This window comes from Leptolyngbya sp. PL-A3 (assembly GCF_039962325.1).
Taxonomy (GTDB): domain Bacteria; phylum Cyanobacteriota; class Cyanobacteriia; order Elainellales; family Elainellaceae; genus Vacuolonema.
On record NZ_JAMPLB010000040.1, the window covers coordinates 46049 to 62599 of the forward strand.

A 16551-nucleotide genomic window follows, 5' to 3' on the forward strand; every position below is an offset into this window, starting at 1 on the left:
CTTGTTGTGGGTGGCGTGCGAAGCACGCCACCCACAACTTTATGCAACTGGTTGAATCAGTGTGATCAGTTGATCAAACTGGTAAGCTTCCACCCAGTGGGTTAGGGTTTGAATCAGTGCTGATTGCTCCGAGGGAATTTGGTTAACCAGCTCAAGGCAGGTTGCATCATCGCCCTGCATGGCCGCCCGATGAAGTTGCTCAATCCAACCGGCAGGCATAACAGTCAAATCCGCCGTATTGGATGGGTTCTCAGGGGCTTGGGGAAGAGATGAGGCACTATCCTCCGATGTTGAGCCCTCATGGACGTACTGTATGTCCAGATGTCGCGCCAGAATGTTGAGCAATTCTGCGTGCTGAAAGGGTTTGCTAACAAAATCATCACAACCAGCCGTCAGGCTTTCCTGGCGTTGTTCGGTAAAAGCACTGGCCGTGAGGGCAACAATTTTGGTTCTGGGTACGAATCTCTCACTGGATGGCTCGTGAGGTTCCCGTTCAGACAAGCGCGATCGCTCCTCAGCCCGTATCTGTCGGGTCGCCTTATAGCCGTTGAGGATCGGCATGTGCATATCCATAAAGATGAGATCCGGTTGCCATTGTCGCCAGAGGGCGATCGCCCCCTGACCGTTCTCCGCTTCCTGCACCTCAAACCCCAGTTCTGTCAGGAGCTGTCGCAGTAACAATCGGTTATTGACGTTATCCTCAGCAATCAGAATTCGATGGGTAATACAGTGAGGGGCCAGCCGTACAATTCCTCTCGGGAGCGGGTGAAACTCAGGTAGCTCAGGGGCTGCTTCCAGGAACGTTGCTGGAATGGAGAAGGCGAAGCAACTGCCACGACCGGGTTCGCTCCGTACGGTGATGTTGCCTCCCATTAACTGCACAAACTGCTTGCTAATCCGCAGCCCTAACCCCGTACCTTCCTGAGATTGTCGGCCTGTGTGAGTTTGCTTGAAGGCCTGGAATAAATCACCTAATTCATCCGCTCCAATACCGTAGCCAGTGTCCTCTACTTCAAACAGCAGCGTGCCGTGCCTCTGCGGGGAAGTAGACGGATAGCGTACCCTGGAAACCCGCAGAGCGACACAGCCTTGCTCGGTAAACTTGATAGCATTGCCCAGCAGATTAATCAGAACCTGTCGCAATTTATTTTTATCAATTTTGATGTAGAGCGGAATGTCAGCATCATAGGTAAACACAAGTTGCAACCCTTTGGATTGGGCTTTCAGGCGCAACATATCTTCCAGATTGTTTAGCAGCTGATAGAAATCACATTCTGTTTCGTGCAGGGTGACCTGTCCTGCTTCGATTTTGGACATTTCCAGGACATCGTTGATTAACCCCAACAGGTGCTCACCACTCTGGTTCACAATTTTGACCGAGCGGTGGTGGTCAGAGCTCAACGTGGTATCCCGTTGCATCAGTTGGGTAAAGCCCAAAATGGCGTTCAGGGGAGTACGAAGCTCATGGCTCATGTTGGCGAGAAACTCGCTCTTGGCACGGTTGGCTGCATCGGCAATATCTTTGGCGTAGCGCAGCTCTTTCGCTTGCTCCTGAATCTGGGCAAACAGCTCGGCTTGCTGTACGGCAACGCCCAGTTGGGTTCCGATTTGCAACACCATTTGAATCTCAGCAGATTGCCACTGGCGGGGTTCTCCATTCTGATAGGTGGCGAGTAGGCCCCACAAATGGTTACCCGAAAAGATCGGCACAATAATATAGGCGCGAGCTTGTAGGGCCTCCATCAACTCTAAATAGCAAGGGTCAAACCGTTCCTGCTGGACGTCGCTAACACAGCAATAGTCATTGTCGTTATAAAGCCCTCCTTTCCGCTCTTGCAGGTAGGTGTCACGAATCATGACTTCCGTGCCATTGAATTGGCGCATAATGCAATCGTTGCGATCGACGGTGATCTGACTCAGCACCGAGCGATCGCCCCTATTTCCCAGAATGGCTCCCCAGGAATCGCCTACAGACTCCTCTATAACCTGTCCACTCCAGTCGGGGTTGAATTGGTAGATCAGGACGCGATCGCACTGCACCACCTGCCGCAGTTCTTCGGTGGTGGTCCGAAAAATGGTTTCCAACTCCAGGCTTTCGTGCATTCGTTGCAGCATCCGTGCAGCGGCTCGCTCTCGTTCTGCGGTTTGGCGTAAGGCTTCCTCAGAAAGTTTGCGATCGATTCCTACGGCGATCGCACTGGCAATGGAAGCCATTTCCGTCAAAGTACGTTTTTCCAGAGGATGGCGGGCAAAAATTGCCATAACCCCCAGGAGGCGATTTTGAATGGTTAGGGGATAACCTGCAAACGCGACGATGCCTTCTTGCTCCGCCCAGGCGTGATCAGCAATAAAAGGGTCAGTTTTAACCTGGTTAGTCAGATGGGGTTGGCGATGCTTAGCAATCCAGCCAATCTTAAACTGCCCAACCGGAATGCGGCTGTGGCTACCGTTTAGACGGGTATACATCCCGGCACTGGCTTGTAGGACGAGCAGTTGTTTCGATTCATCCAGCATCCAGATGCGGGCAAAGGCGGCGTCCAGGTTCTTCTGGAGTGCGATCGCACAGCGTTGCAGCATATCCTGAATGGAGTCACCCTCGGTTAAGGCTGTGCCCACGTCAGCTCGCAGGGCGGCCAGTCGCATTTGCTGTAACTGTTCTGCTTCTACCTGTTTGCGATCGGTAATGTCGTAGACCATGCTCAGCAGACAGGCCTCCCCCTGGAGGTCAATCCTCTCAAAGGATGACATCCCTTCCCGCACTTCTCCTGAGCAGATACAGAACGGTGCATCTTGCTGCCAGGATTGGTGTTGCTTCAGGTGTTGAACCAGGCGATCGCGATCCTCAGCATTCACCCAAATCTTTAGCTCGGTGGAGGTACGACCAATCACTTCTTCCCGGCTGTAGCCAAACAACTTCAGGAAGCTGGAATTGACGTCCAAAAAACGCCCGTCTTGCAACGTAGAGATACTGCAAGCAATGGGGTTCGAGTGAAAGGCTTTAGAAAACTGTTCTTGACTCTGGCGCAATGCCGCTTCAACGCCAATCCGTTCACGAATTTCGCTTTCCAGAGCTAAATTTGCCGTAACCCATTCGGCAGTTCTGGCTTCCACCCGCGCTTCCAGTTCCTCGTAAGCACGACGTTTTTCATCCTCAGCCCACTTCCGCTGTAACTCCGTCGCAGCCCGTGCCGCAAACACGCTAAACAAAGCCTGGGTGCGCTCATCGGGGAAAAAGGGTTTGACATCGAGAACGCATAGATGCCCAATGGGCTGTTGATGGGCATCTAATAAAGGCACACCTACATAGCTCTCAGCATTCATTTCCTGGAGCAAGGGAGAGTCAGGAAACTGCTCCTGTATCTGTTCTGGGTAGGTGCAGACGGATGGGGTTTGCAGAGAGACGTCGCAGGGGGTGCCAGCTATTTTGTACTCAATATTGGCGACGAAATGATCTTCGGCCCACATGGCCAGAGTTCGCAATGTCTGGATGGGTTCGTCTACAGTTTCACAGACCAAAACGTAGCTTACCCCCAGAGCTTTCGCCAGGTTCTGTGCCAGTGCTGGGAAGAACGCGTCTCCCGTTACGCTAGAAGTGCCAGCCACGATCATTTGAAGAGTTTCTTCTGTGCGCTGCCGCTCAGCAATTTGTTTTTCTAATTCCTGGTTAATGGCTTCTAACTGCTCGGGCGTTTGCATCGCCAGAAATTGTGGTAGAAGCTCCAGCAGGCGCAGAGCTGTATAGCATGACACCAGTGCCGTCAAGGCCCGTTCTACCCCAGCAACCCAGTAAGCCGGGAACCAGAGTGTCCAGATATCAAATAAATGTCCGGTTCCACACAGGACAATGAAGGCACCAAATAGGAGGAATACATTGGAAAATGGAACGTTCTCCCGTTTCCGCACAAAGTAAATGAGCATGGCGGGGATGGAAAGGTAGGCGATCGCAATCAACGCATCGCTGACCACATACAACCCAACCAGTGGCGTTTGCCACAAATAACAGTGGCCATGGGGAACGTACTGGCTGGGAAACAGGAGACTTTTTACCAATTCCAACATAAATCTTAGTGAGGAGTCACGGGTAACAAGGTGATCAAAGGCCAACACCCCAGAATAAAAGCGTGCCCCGCCTTCATGGAGTGCTAACAGCAGGGCCGATGCATTCCCCTTTGAAACGTAGCTAAATTAAATTCTTACATTACGAAATGCTAAGTGCCAGCGTGAAATGCGCTGTTAAACCTTTAATTTCAGCATCTATTGCTAGATCCCGTTAGCTAGGACATCAGGATCGGATGGGGGCATTGCTCCCACCTGCTCCTGATGTCCTAACTAACCTCAGTCCGGGTTAAGGGCTTTTTCGAGTGCCGCACGGAGCGCGGCACTCGAAAAAGCCCATTATTGCGTGCGCGTCGCGCACGCAATAATGGGCGGTTCGGCTTATCCCGAACTGACGTTAACTAACGCGACAAAGGCTGTACAGGGAGACAATTGCCCTTTCAACAGGCTTAATTTCCTAGGGCTTACGCAAGTCCGCTATATCTAGAACACCTTTGTTGTGGGTGGGGGTGCAGAGCACCCCCACCCACAACAAAGGTGGGTAAGTCCTGTTTCTTTCAAGGTTTACGACTAATGGCGTTCCATTCCATTAATCCTCTATCTTAAGAGGGATTTTTACTGAAGATTAAGCAGGATTGAATAGAGGAAACCGTGCATATATACGGGCCTCCCCTCCATGAAGCGTGATACGACAGGCAAGTTTGTTCCCAATTGGGAGACTGAGACGAAGCAGCAAGTTTGCATCACATTAACCGCAACAGCTTGGCGATTCCTGGAAGAAGAAGCCCATCGACGTGGCATGTCGCGCTCAGAAGTTGTGGAAAACTTTGCCCGTGGCTTGAACGATGAGAATAACTTGCGGGAGCGGGAGTCGCGGTATCGCCGCCTGTTTGAGCACAATCCGCAGCCCATGTGGGTTTTTGATGCGGAAACCCTGATATTCCTGGATGTAAATGAAGCGGCCATTCAGCACTATGGCTATTCCAGAGATGAATTTCTGAGCATCAGTGTTTGCGATATTCGCCCCTCTGAAGAGATTCCTGCGCTTTTGAATAAGTTAGATAAGCTGTCGACAACGCCCCTAGCGCTGGATTACTCGGGTGTCTGGCGGCATCGTAAGAAGGATGGCAGTTTGATTGATGTTGAGATCACGGCACATGAAGAGACCTATTTAGGGAGACGGGCCTGGCTTGTTCTAATTAAAGACATCACGGATCAAAAACGTACGGAAATGGCTCTGCGCGAAAGTGAAGCCCGTTTTCGGCTAATGGCAGAGACCATTCAAGACGTGTTTTGGATGAGTGATTTTGGTGTTCCTCAAATACTCTATGTCAGCCCTGCCTATGAGCAGATTTGGGGACGCTCTCGGACGGAGATTTATCAGGATTACTCGCGCTGGGTTGAGACACTGCATCCCGACGATCGGGAACGGGTTCTGGCGATCGCCACCACTAGCCTGCATAAGGACGAGATCGAAAGTGAATACCGTATTGTTCGTCCCGATGGCTCGATTCGTTGGATACGCGATCGCGGTTTTCCTGTGCGCAATGAAGCGGGTGAAATTGAAAAAATCGTGGGCATTGCCCAGGATATAACCGATCGCCAGTTAGCGGTGGAAGCCTTAAAGCAGAGTGAGGCGAAGTTTCGGCGTCTGGTGGAAGTTAGCACCTTTGGGGTTGCGATGGGAGACTTTGACGGCAATGTGCTGTATGCCAATGATGCTTTGCTCAACATGATCGGCTATAGTCGCGATGAACTGGAGGCAGGACACATTCAATGGATGAACCTGACCCCTCCCGAACAGCTCTATCTTGACTTACAGGCAGTTGAGGAACTGCGGCAACGAGGGGTTGCCCAAGCCTTTGAGAAGGAATACATCCACAAGGATGGACACCGCGTTCCCATTATGATTGGTGCCGCGCTCCTGAATGAGCCCTATACCGAGCAGGAGCAAATTATTTGCTTTTACCTGGATCTGACCGAGTTAAAGCGGACGGAAGCCGCCCTGAGAGAGCAGCAGATTCTGCTCAGTACCATCCTCAAGCAAGCGGCCGATGCCATTATCGTTTGCAATGCTGAGGGCCGCATTACCTTTGTCAATTCCACAGCTCGACGGCTAGCCCAGCAAGACCCTGAGGAGTCGCTTCCGGATTGGAATTTGCTGAATTGGGGGATGGCTTACGACACCCAGGGGCAACCCATTCCACCGGAGGATTATGCTATTGCAAAAGCCTTGCGGGGAGAGGCCAGTAGTGCTTTTGAATCTCGCATGGTGCGGAGCGATGGCAGCTACTACGACATTCTCATTAGTGCAGCTCCTTTGCAAAATTCCAAACGTCAGATTATTGGGGCGATCGCAACGTTTGTAGATATTAGCGATCGCAAACGTGATGAAGAAGCTCTGCGTCGCAGTGAAGAACGCTTTCGTATTAGCCAAGAATTGTCGCTGGATGCCTTTACCATTCTCGATAGCATGCGGGATAAGACAGGGGCGATCGTGGATTTCATCTGGGCCTATGTCAATCCTAAAGCGGCTGAAATTCTCAGGCATCCCGTTGAAGATTTGATTGGACAACGGTTGCTGACGGTATCACCCAACAACGAGCTCAACCGTGAGCTATTCCAACGCTATCGGCAGGTGGTAGAAACGGGTGAACCCCATGATATTGAATTGCCCTACAACTTGGATGGGGCGACCGGATGGTTTCGCAACATGGCCGTTAAGTTAGGCGATGGCGTCGCGATCTCCTTCAACGACATTACCCAGCGTAAGAATGAGGAAGCAGAGCGGGAACAACTTCTGAAGCGGGAGCAGGCCGCCCGAGCTGAGGCCGAAAGGGCTAACCGTATTAAGGATGAGTTTCTGGCCGTGTTATCCCATGAGTTGCGATCGCCCCTCAACCCAATTCTGGGCTGGTCTAGCCTCCTGCAAAGTCAACAGCTCGATGCCTCCAGTACCAAACGTGCGCTAGCAACCATTGAGCGCAATGCAAAGCTACAAACCCAGTTGATCGACGACTTGCTGGATGTTTCCCGAATTCTGCGGGGTAAGATGGCTCTGAACATTCACCCGGTCAACCTGACGACGGTAGTGGAGTCAGCGTTAGAAACCGTTCAACTGGCGGCTGAAGCAAAGCATATTCACATCGAAACACATTTGGCTCTGGGCGAGCATTCTGTGTCTGGAGATTCGACACGCCTTCAGCAAATTGTGTGGAACCTGCTATCCAATGCTGTGAAATTTACCCCTCACAATGGGCAAGTCTGCGTGTATCTCTGCCAGGTCGATCAGGATGCGCAAATTCAGATAAAAGATACTGGAAAGGGCATCAATCCTGAATTTCTTCCCTATGTGTTTGACTACTTCCGGCAGGAAGATAGCAAAACGACCCGAAAATTTGGAGGGTTGGGACTGGGGTTGGCGATTGTGCGGTATTTGACAGAACTACACGGCGGCACAGTTCAGGCAGAAAGCCCAGGAGATGGACAGGGAGCTACATTCACTGTGCGCTTACCCCTGCTTCGGGGGCCAGCGAGATCTCGATCGGCTGGTGCAATAACAGCCCCTAATACTGACTTGAGCCAACTTCAAGTACTCGTTGTGGACGATGATACAGATATGCGAGAGCTGGTCTACGTCATTCTTTCCCAGCAAGGGGCGCAGGTGGTGATGGCAGCTTCGGCTATCGAAGGACTGGTGCAATTTGATTCCCAGCCTCCAGACATCCTGATCAGTGACATCGGGATGCCCGAGATGGATGGCTATTCGCTAATTCAACAAATTCGTAAGCGATCGCCCGAACGGGGTGGCGGAGTTCCGGCCATTGCCTTGACGGCTTATGCCGGTGAGTATGATGAGCAACAGGCTCGACAGGCTGGATTTCAGCAGCATCTTGCCAAACCTGTGGAGCCTGAGGCCCTGATTAAGGCAATTGCTAGCTTGCTAGAGCAGAAATGAAGATGTGTATGTTGAGGCATACGTTTTAGCTTTATGCAGGGCGTCATGGTGTATTTAGAAGGATGAGAAGATCTAGCTTAGACGGGCGATCGCAACTGGCTTTCAACGTCATTGTTCCAAGCCTGTATAGCAATGTGCAAGTGCGTTAAGTACAACAACGGTGGTGTGTGGCACGAAGTGCCACACACCACCGTACTTAATCAACGTGCACAGCGCTATAGAAACATGTGTGTTGGAAGTGGGATGCGTCATACTTCCCCCATAACACAACTGCATCCGTCCTCTTTTTGTCCAGATTGATCACTTCATAGAAATATCTTGATCGTTTGAGAAACATACGGGAATGACACTGCATGTGATGTGGCTACTACATGTTTCTCAAACGGCTTTTTAAAAAAAGAAGAGAGTTCACACATAGGGTTTATCTTCTTCTTTTGCCCTAAAAAATAGCTTTAATATAAAGCGGTTGTCCGTAAACAGATTACACTGTGAATGTTGCTGTTACGAATAGCAGGATGATTATTACCACAGCAAGCTTCAAAGGTGGTGTTGCTAAAACTACCACGGCAATTCACATTGCAGCGTACCTGCAAGAACGAGGCGATACTGTTTTAATTGACGGCGATCCTAACCGCTCCGCTTGTCGTTGGGCAGAACGTGGATTAGCCAACAATCAACCCCTTCCCTTCAAGGTCGTCGGAGTAAACCAGGCCGCACGCTATCGCGCCTGTGAACACTTCGTGATCGATACTGAGGCTCGGGCCGAAGCCGAAGATTTGAAAGAGATCCTTGAGGGATGTGATTTATTGGTGCTACCCACAACCCCCGATACATTATCCTTAGATGCTCTGGTACAAACGGTTGAGCTGCTTCAGAAAATTGGAACTGGCAAATACCGAGTCCTGCTGACCCGAGTTCCCCCACCACCCCGGCGAGAAGGAGCGGATGCCCGAGATTTTCTGAAAGAGATGGGCTTTCCTGTATTTACTGGAAAAATTCGCGAGGCCGTCGCGTTTCAGAAAGCAGGGAATGACGGGATTTTAGTGCATAAGGTGAAGGGCGATCGCCGGGCTCGCATGGCCTGGAATGAATATTGCACGATTGGAAAGGAGATTATGCATGCCGCCGGAAAAGAGTAGCCGCTTCAAAACCTTAATGGCTGTGATTGGGAACAAGGGAGACAGTGCCACTGATTCCGTTGATACCGTTTCAGTTCCAATGGAGGAGCAAACTTCCAGGCCTCAAGCCGAAGCACAGGCTGCAACGTTAAACTCGGCACCCAAAATTGTATGGGTAGACCGCTCCAAAATTAATCGCGATCCCAGCCAGGCTCGACGGTACTTTGATCCCGATGAGCTGGAAAAAATGGCCAAATCGATGAAGGCGGTTGGTATTATTGACCCCCTTTCAATTCGGCCGCGACCCGATTCAAATGAATATGACTTATTAGCTGGGGAGAAGCGCCATCGCTCTGCGGAAATTGCCGAGCTCACTCAGGTGCCTTGCCGAATCTTTGAGGTAGATGACTTTACCGCCGAAGATATTAAAGCGATCTCGAACCTGCAGCGGGGGGATCTCAACAAGTGGGAGGAGACAAATGCAATTATGGGAATGCTTTGCCGCAATCTTCAGAAGTCCCCAGAAGAAGTAGTCAGCATTCTGAACCGGGCCTCTAACCAAAAACGAGGGCTTACGGACAACGTTGTCCGTAGTGAGGAATGGAGCATTATTGAAGACGTGTTTGATGTTGTTGGACGCCTAACCCCGGAGAGCTTCCGAAAGCATCGCGTTCCCTTGCTCAGGCTACCTGAACCGATTCAAGAAATTTTGCAACAGGGTCGGTTGAGTTATACCAAGGTCAACGAAGTTCTAAAAATCAAAGATCCCGTTCGTCAAAAGCAGTTGCTTGACGAGGCTGTGAAGCATAACCTGTCGGTGGATACGATTCAACAAAAGGTAAAATCCTTACGGCAACGTCATCAACAGGACGATGTTCCTGAGGCGATCTCGACTAAGCTGATGGCTGTGGTAAAAGCCATCAAGAAAACAAAAATCTGGAAAGACCCCAAGAAAAGTGCTCGCCTTGAAAAGCTGTTGCAGGAGATAGAAACCTTGCTGAGTTGACACCCGCCTAAAGACTCAGGTCTGAAACCCCCGTGGTAGGTACTTTGTTACAAGATACCTGCCGCAAGGCTTCCCTTCATCCAACTTACAGAAAATTTCTGGTACCCTAAAAGGCAATTATCACCGCGCCATAGGTTTGTGTGCCATGCAAATTCTCCATGGAACATGGATTCCCCAAGTAGGTGAGAACCGAGCAAAGGATGCATCAACGACTGAAGATTTTGTCCAGAAGGGTTCGTTCTATCTTTGGGTTGAAACTACAGAACGGCAGACGTTGAGTGCTAAAAGCCAACGCCATCCTCGCCAGCTGGTGTCGGAAGATTTAGCTGGAGTGCTCCACGATGATTTTGGAGTGCAATCTGGGGGCGATCGCCCAAATCTCGTAAACCTCATCGAACCAAAATACTTCCTGCTGCCAACCGTCAACAATGAACCGCTTCCCTCGTTGGAATTGTCCCGGTATCTGGAAGAAGAATTACCGGAGAACTTTGAGTGGCAGTACTGGCAAATAGACTGCTGTCCCACCGTAATTCGAACCAAAAACGGGGAACTCACAAATTCGGTTGTGGCTGTTCTCAATGACTTGCACTTCCTGGCCATGCACAACCTGGCTGATGTGCAGTTAGGCTCAGATTTATTGTTCTGGTTCCATTACACTCAGGCACTCAAACGAATTATTTATAAGGATCAATACATTCCAGCCCTGCGATACCGAGAATTGCCGCCTGTACCGCTAAAAGAGACAAAGTCTCGTGCCAAGAAGACCGCAACCGCTGCTAAGGCAACTTCCAAAAAGACGGCATCCACCCAGGCCCGTAAGCCACGAGGTAGCACAGCGACGTCAACTCGTCGCCGTTCGGCGGAGCTGGCAAGAAAAACAGCGGTGACCCAGACGATTGATGTGACCGCAACGACAGACTCTTCTAATTTTGAGATTTATCCCGCATGGGAGTTCGTTGGTGAAGAGTATGAAACAACAGTGCAACAGTATGTGGATTACATGCCGCTGATTTGTGTTGCCGGGTTTTCTAAACCCCAAGAAACGCCTTTGTTTTACGATCGCGAAACCCTGTTACGTCACTTTTCGGAATGCTTGTTAACCGACATTGCGACGCATATCCCTACCACGCAAGCTTACGAAAAAACAATTGCAGATTCTCTCCTCTATGCCTGTCTGCATCCATCGGGGCGGCCGTGGAAATCTGTCGACAAGCTGGAGCAGTACAAACAATGGCTGGCATGGCGCGATCGCATCGTTCGTACTCAAACTGAGCAACCTTTCTACCTTTGTTTTCAACTCCAAGATCCTCTTCAGCCAGAAGACCCCTGGGCGTTGCAATTGCAGGTAGCACCCAAAAGTGATCCATCCTTGCGAGTCGCCTTGCTGGACTACTGGCGTATGAAGCCTAAGCAACAACAACAGGTGAAAAAGCAACTGGGAAAGGACTTTGAACAACATCTGCTAACCAACCTGGGATACGCCGCTCGCATGTATCCAGAACTCTGGAAAGGGCTCGATACAGATCAGCCAGTTGGAATTTATCTGGATTTAAACGCGGCATTTGCATTTCTGAAAGAATCCGCTTGGGTACTGGAGAATGCGGGCTATAAGGTGATTGTGCCTTCCTGGTGGACACCGCAGGGGCGACGGCGGGCTAAAGTTCGTTTAAGGGCAAAGGGTAAGTCTGTGTCTGGGGGCAAGACGAAGAACAGCGCTTACTTCTCGCTTGAAACCCTGGTCGAGTACCAGTATGAATTGGCGATCGGTGATGAGCCTCTTACGGATCAGGAATGGAAACAACTGGTGAATGCAAAAACACCATTGATTAAGTTCCGAGGCCAGTGGATGGAGCTGGATCAGGACAAGATGCAGCAAATGCTAACCTTCTGGAAGGCTCAACAGCAGGAGAACCCAGAGTTGAGCTTGCTAGATTTTCTAAAACTGACAGCAGGTAATGAGGAGGAACTGGAGATTCAGGTCGATCGCCAGGATGTTCTATCTGACATGCTGAGCAAACTAAACGATAAAGGGCAACTGCAACCCGTAGACGATCCCGCTCAGCTTCAGGGTAATTTGCGGGAGTATCAGAAGCGAGGCGTATCCTGGCTGCAATATCTAGAAGAGATCGGCCTGAACGGTTGTCTTGCTGACGATATGGGTTTGGGAAAGACGATCCAGGTAATTGCCCGTATATTGCAGGAGCGAGAACTGGCCGGGAAAAACCGTATCAAAATTCCACCCACGCTGTTGATTGCTCCTACGTCGGTGGTAGGCAATTGGCACCGCGAGATCCAGAAGTTTGCACCAGTGTTACGAGCAACCGTGCATCACGGAAGCCAACGGACAAAGGAGAGCCAGGAGTTCAAGAAAACCTGCCGGGAAAATGACGTTGTTATTACCTCTTTTACCCTGGCGCGGAAGGATATCAAGTTATTCAGTGATATTCAATGGCACCGTGTTGTGCTGGATGAAGCTCAAAACATCAAGAACCCTAAAGCTGATTTGACCAAGTCTGTTCTAAAGCTCTCCGCTCCTCATCGATTAGCCTTAACTGGAACTCCTATCGAAAACCGATTGATGGATTTGTGGTCAATCTTCAACTTTCTCAATCCGGGTTATCTCGGAAACCAAACCCAATTTCGCCGGAATTTTGAGTTACCCATCCAAAAAAACAATAAGCCTCAACAAGCAGAAACGTTGAAGAAACTGGTCGAGCCTTTTATCTTACGCCGGGTTAAAACAGACCAATCCATTATTAAAGACTTACCTGACAAGGTTGAACAGAAACTCTACTGCAATTTAACCAAGGAGCAGGCATCACTTTATGAAGCCGTGGTCAAAGATGTTGAAGAAAGGATCCAAACGACGGAAGGAATTGAGCGAAAGGGATTAATTTTATCTACGCTGACAAAACTGAAACAAATTTGTAACCATCCCATGCAATTTCTTCAGGACGGAAGTGACTTTACACCGGAGCGATCGCACAAACTTTCCCGCTTAGACGAAATGGTACAGGAGGCGATCGACGAGGGTGAAAGCCTCCTGATCTTCACACAATTCACTGAAATTGGAGAAGCTGTCGAAAAGTATTTACGCCAAACTCGCCACTACAACACCTACTACCTGCATGGGGGCACCTCTCGTAAAAAGCGGGAGCAGATGATTAATGAATTTCAAGATCCTGAAACAGAACCTTCTGTTTTTGTCCTATCTCTTAAAGCTGGAGGGGTAGGTATTACGCTGACCAAGGCCAATCATGTTTTTCACTTCGATCGCTGGTGGAACCCTGCTGTTGAAGACCAGGCAACGGATCGTGCCTTTCGTATTGGACAGAAGAAGAATGTATTTGTACATAAATTTGTCGCGATCGGAACCCTGGAAGAACGCATTGACGACATGATCGAAGATAAGAAGAAACTAGCGGGTTCTATTGTTGGGGCCGATGAATCCTGGCTAACGGAATTAGATAATGATGCCTTTAGACAACTCATTGCTTTGAATAAGAGTGCTGTTATGGAATGAGGATTTCCCCACTTCTAATCTGTTCAACTTTTATGGCGAGGTCAGTTGAGAAATGAGTAAATTTAGTCGCAGTTGGTGGGGACAGAAATTCATTGCTGCATTGGAAGAGTTTACAGATTCAGGGCGCTTGAGTCGGGGACGTTCCTATGCCAATGGCGGCAAAGTTAAAAGCTTTGAAATAAAAGAGGGAACGGTAACTGCGCAAGTGAGAGGGTCTGTTAATCCCTATTTTGGAGTGTATAAAGAACCGCTTTACACCACAACGATTAAATTTCTGCCCATCAGTGCAGCAAAGTGGACAGCAGCGATCGCTCTCATTGCTTCCAAGGCCAGCCTCATCTCCCGCCTTCTACTCAACGAAATTCCCGACAATATTGAAGATTCCTTCGCAACTTTAGGATTAAATTTACTTCCCCGTAGTCGCAAAGATTTTAAGTCTAGCTGTTCCTGCCCAGACTACAGCAATCCCTGTAAGCACATTGCAGGAGTGCATTATATGGTTGCTGCTGAACTAGATCGTGATCCATTTCTTCTGTTTGAACTACGTGGCTTATCCCGCGAAGCCCTGCATCAAGAATTAGCTAAATCTTCTTTGGGTCAAGCGCTTGCTGCTGAACTTCAGCTTCAAAAGCGTTCGCCCCAGTCGGCTACTTCCTATTACACACGTCCCACTCTTCAAGCCGCCGATGACGTTGGAGGGCTGCGCAATTTCTGGCATGGAGCCCGACGTTTACCCCAGACTATAGAACCTTTACCTGAAGTCTTGGTTCCGGGAATTGCTGTCAGAAAACAAGGGGATTATCCTGCCTTCTGGACACGGGATAATTCGTTTATTGAAGCGATGGAAGATCTCTATGAACAGGCTAGGCGAAAGAGCCCAATATAGAGCAAGAGCATGGGTTTTAGGAGATGAAACTTTCATTTGCCTGGGAAATGAAGAATTTGAGTTTCAAACGTTGCTAAAGTAATCGCCATTCCACAATTGGATACTCAGAAGTGGTTTGTCCGTAAACACGTAGACAAACCACTTTTGAGTGTTCATGAGTTCTTGGCTAGAAGAGCGGCTCAACTAAAGTTGCCGTAGAGCTCAGTTTGTTTGTACATAAGAAAAGGCTTGTACATAAGAAAAGCGGCTGACTTTATACGATGAACCAATTTTTCATTTTGCCATTACGCCATATTGGTAAAGTAGGCAATTGGTCCGGAGTGTGAGTGGAGAAGGGGAATTTTCCCCTTCTCCACTCACACTCCGGAAACCGTAATAGAAGATTATCGTGCCCTGGCTTTCGTACTGCTTTGTCTAGGCTCAGTGAAATCAGTGCTGCATTGGGTAACTAGAGTGAGCTATGAATCTTGCCGTAGATAACTTGGGGATGCAGCCCTAAGGGTTGCTGCAATTACCCGTTACTAAAATTCCATACACTGCTACGACTACTCACTCTGCAGGGCAATTCCTGTTAAGGACCCTTTACTCGTTGATGCTATGTTCCCAATGGGTTTTACCGGAGTATCTCCTGACAAATGACACGGGTGCCCTAGCCATATCCAAATTAACCCGGCTCATTAGATCATGGGAATAAGACATCACGCGATCGCGATCGCTGCATCAAGGCTTTCGGTTTCAGGCAGGGAAAGGCTGTAGTCTTAATAGGAACATAGGTTCTATAGAAACCAGAAGGCCAGATCGACTATAGATAGGACGGAACTTGCTCAAAGTCAATCTGGTTTACTGAACTAGTAAATCTGCTTATCTACATGGAACATAGAATCTCTGCCAAGTAAGGGCCACAGAAATTGTTATCAGACCTGCTAATAAATGGTTTGTGAGCCCTAGTGCCTCGGACATAGCTGAACCACAATGGGTCGAAATAGTTGAGCCATAGTATGCCATTATGCCTGGTTAGAGTCAGTATCGATCGCTTTAACCAGGCATACCCTATTTCCTATCTGGATGTAGAAACCAAACCTCTGCGGGTGGCTTCTTTTAAACAATCCTTTAATATGTAGCTGTTCTGGTTACCAAGTAGAGCAGCATCGTACTCTTCCATAAGAATATCATCTGGCATGTAAGCCAAATCAGATGCAGGGCCATACCCCTGTCCTGCATTATGCTGAGACTTCAAATGGCTAACAAGAGAACGGAGATTGACCATAGAACTGCACATAATAGGTTGGTAATCTTAAGTTACCCAGCGCATATGAAGTAACAATGAAATAACCTTTAATTTCATTTAGAATTTTGAAAATTGGTTTTTACTTGAAGTTAGAGTAGGCTACACCTAGGTTGCTGCAAGCGATTTGCTTTACTCGTTCTATAGAAATGATCTGACGGGTGATCGTCTCCGGCTCGGTGAGCACCACTTGGTATCTATTCACAACCGTGACTTCACTGAAGTGTCCTAGCATTTGACCGTCTGCTTGCAACTACCTACTGCTGAAGCCTGTTCAGTAAAACTACTCCCAACCTCAACGATGCGAAGCGGTCTAACGCATCTATTTGCCAAAGGAACTAGGGCAATGGGCAACCGTTCCCTTGGTCAAGGGTTTGGGAATGAGGCCTTCCCAACCGAGGTCCTAGGCCCAGCTCATCATCTCAAAATAGGGATATTGCAAGCCTCTTGTGGCGATATTTCCTTCAATCCGAGTCTTATATCTCCCCTAAATCTTCAATCTGAATCTCTTAAGGATACAGAAGGGTTTCAAGGAGATTCAAGAAAAGCTGCATTTTTGGGAGGGGAGGGGGGTTTACAGAATGCTATGAGAGTTGCTATGTTAGTAAAGCGCTGGAAGAGGTGACCCACACATCAAGCGTCCTGAACAATAGCCAAGCGCTATGGGTAGTGAAAACATCCTTTAGTAAGTTCGGTTAAACTCACCACAAATGAGGAAG

The 16551-nt window shown here is 49.1% G+C and carries 7 protein-coding genes; 5 read left to right on the forward strand and 2 right to left on the reverse strand.

Annotation, left to right across the window (positions count from 1 at the left end; genetic code table 11):
• Nucleotides 1–39: 39 nt before the first annotated feature.
• Complete coding sequence (locus tag NDI52_RS23800; protein ID WP_199307634.1) at nucleotides 40–4059, reverse strand: GAF domain-containing protein; 4020 nt, start codon at nucleotides 4057–4059, stop codon at nucleotides 40–42.
• A gap of 673 nt (nucleotides 4060–4732) precedes the next feature.
• Here NDI52_RS23800 and NDI52_RS23805 point away from each other — a divergent pair.
• The 5 genes from NDI52_RS23805 (at nucleotide 4733) to NDI52_RS23825 (ending at nucleotide 14547) form a co-directional block, all read left to right on the forward strand.
• Nucleotides 4733–8014, forward strand: a complete 3282-nt coding sequence (locus tag NDI52_RS23805) for a PAS domain S-box protein (protein WP_190775833.1) — start codon at nucleotides 4733–4735, stop codon at nucleotides 8012–8014.
• Nucleotides 8015–8529: 515 nt separating this feature from the next.
• Nucleotides 8530–9153 (forward strand): ParA family protein, encoded by a 624-nt coding sequence (locus tag NDI52_RS23810; RefSeq protein WP_190775832.1) that lies wholly within the window; start codon nucleotides 8530–8532, stop codon nucleotides 9151–9153.
• On the forward strand, nucleotides 9134–10138 hold the full coding sequence (locus tag NDI52_RS23815; RefSeq protein WP_190775831.1) for a ParB/RepB/Spo0J family partition protein: 1005 nt from the start codon (nucleotides 9134–9136) through the stop codon (nucleotides 10136–10138). The genes NDI52_RS23810 and NDI52_RS23815 overlap by 20 nt, the downstream gene beginning before the upstream one ends.
• Nucleotides 10139–10283: 145 nt before the next feature.
• Nucleotides 10284–13661, forward strand: a complete 3378-nt coding sequence (locus tag NDI52_RS23820; protein WP_190775830.1) for a DEAD/DEAH box helicase — start codon at nucleotides 10284–10286, stop codon at nucleotides 13659–13661.
• A 52-nt stretch (nucleotides 13662–13713) separates the two neighbouring features.
• Nucleotides 13714–14547: an SWIM zinc finger family protein gene (locus NDI52_RS23825; protein WP_190789238.1), complete on the forward strand. Its 834-nt coding sequence runs from the start codon at nucleotides 13714–13716 to the stop codon at nucleotides 14545–14547.
• Between the two features lie 1057 nt (nucleotides 14548–15604).
• Here the strand turns inward: NDI52_RS23825 and NDI52_RS23830 are convergent.
• A complete protein-coding gene (locus tag NDI52_RS23830; RefSeq protein ID WP_190775828.1) occupies nucleotides 15605–15814 on the reverse strand; it encodes a hypothetical protein in 210 nt (69 codons plus the stop codon).
• Nucleotides 15815–16551 lie beyond the last annotated feature (737 nt).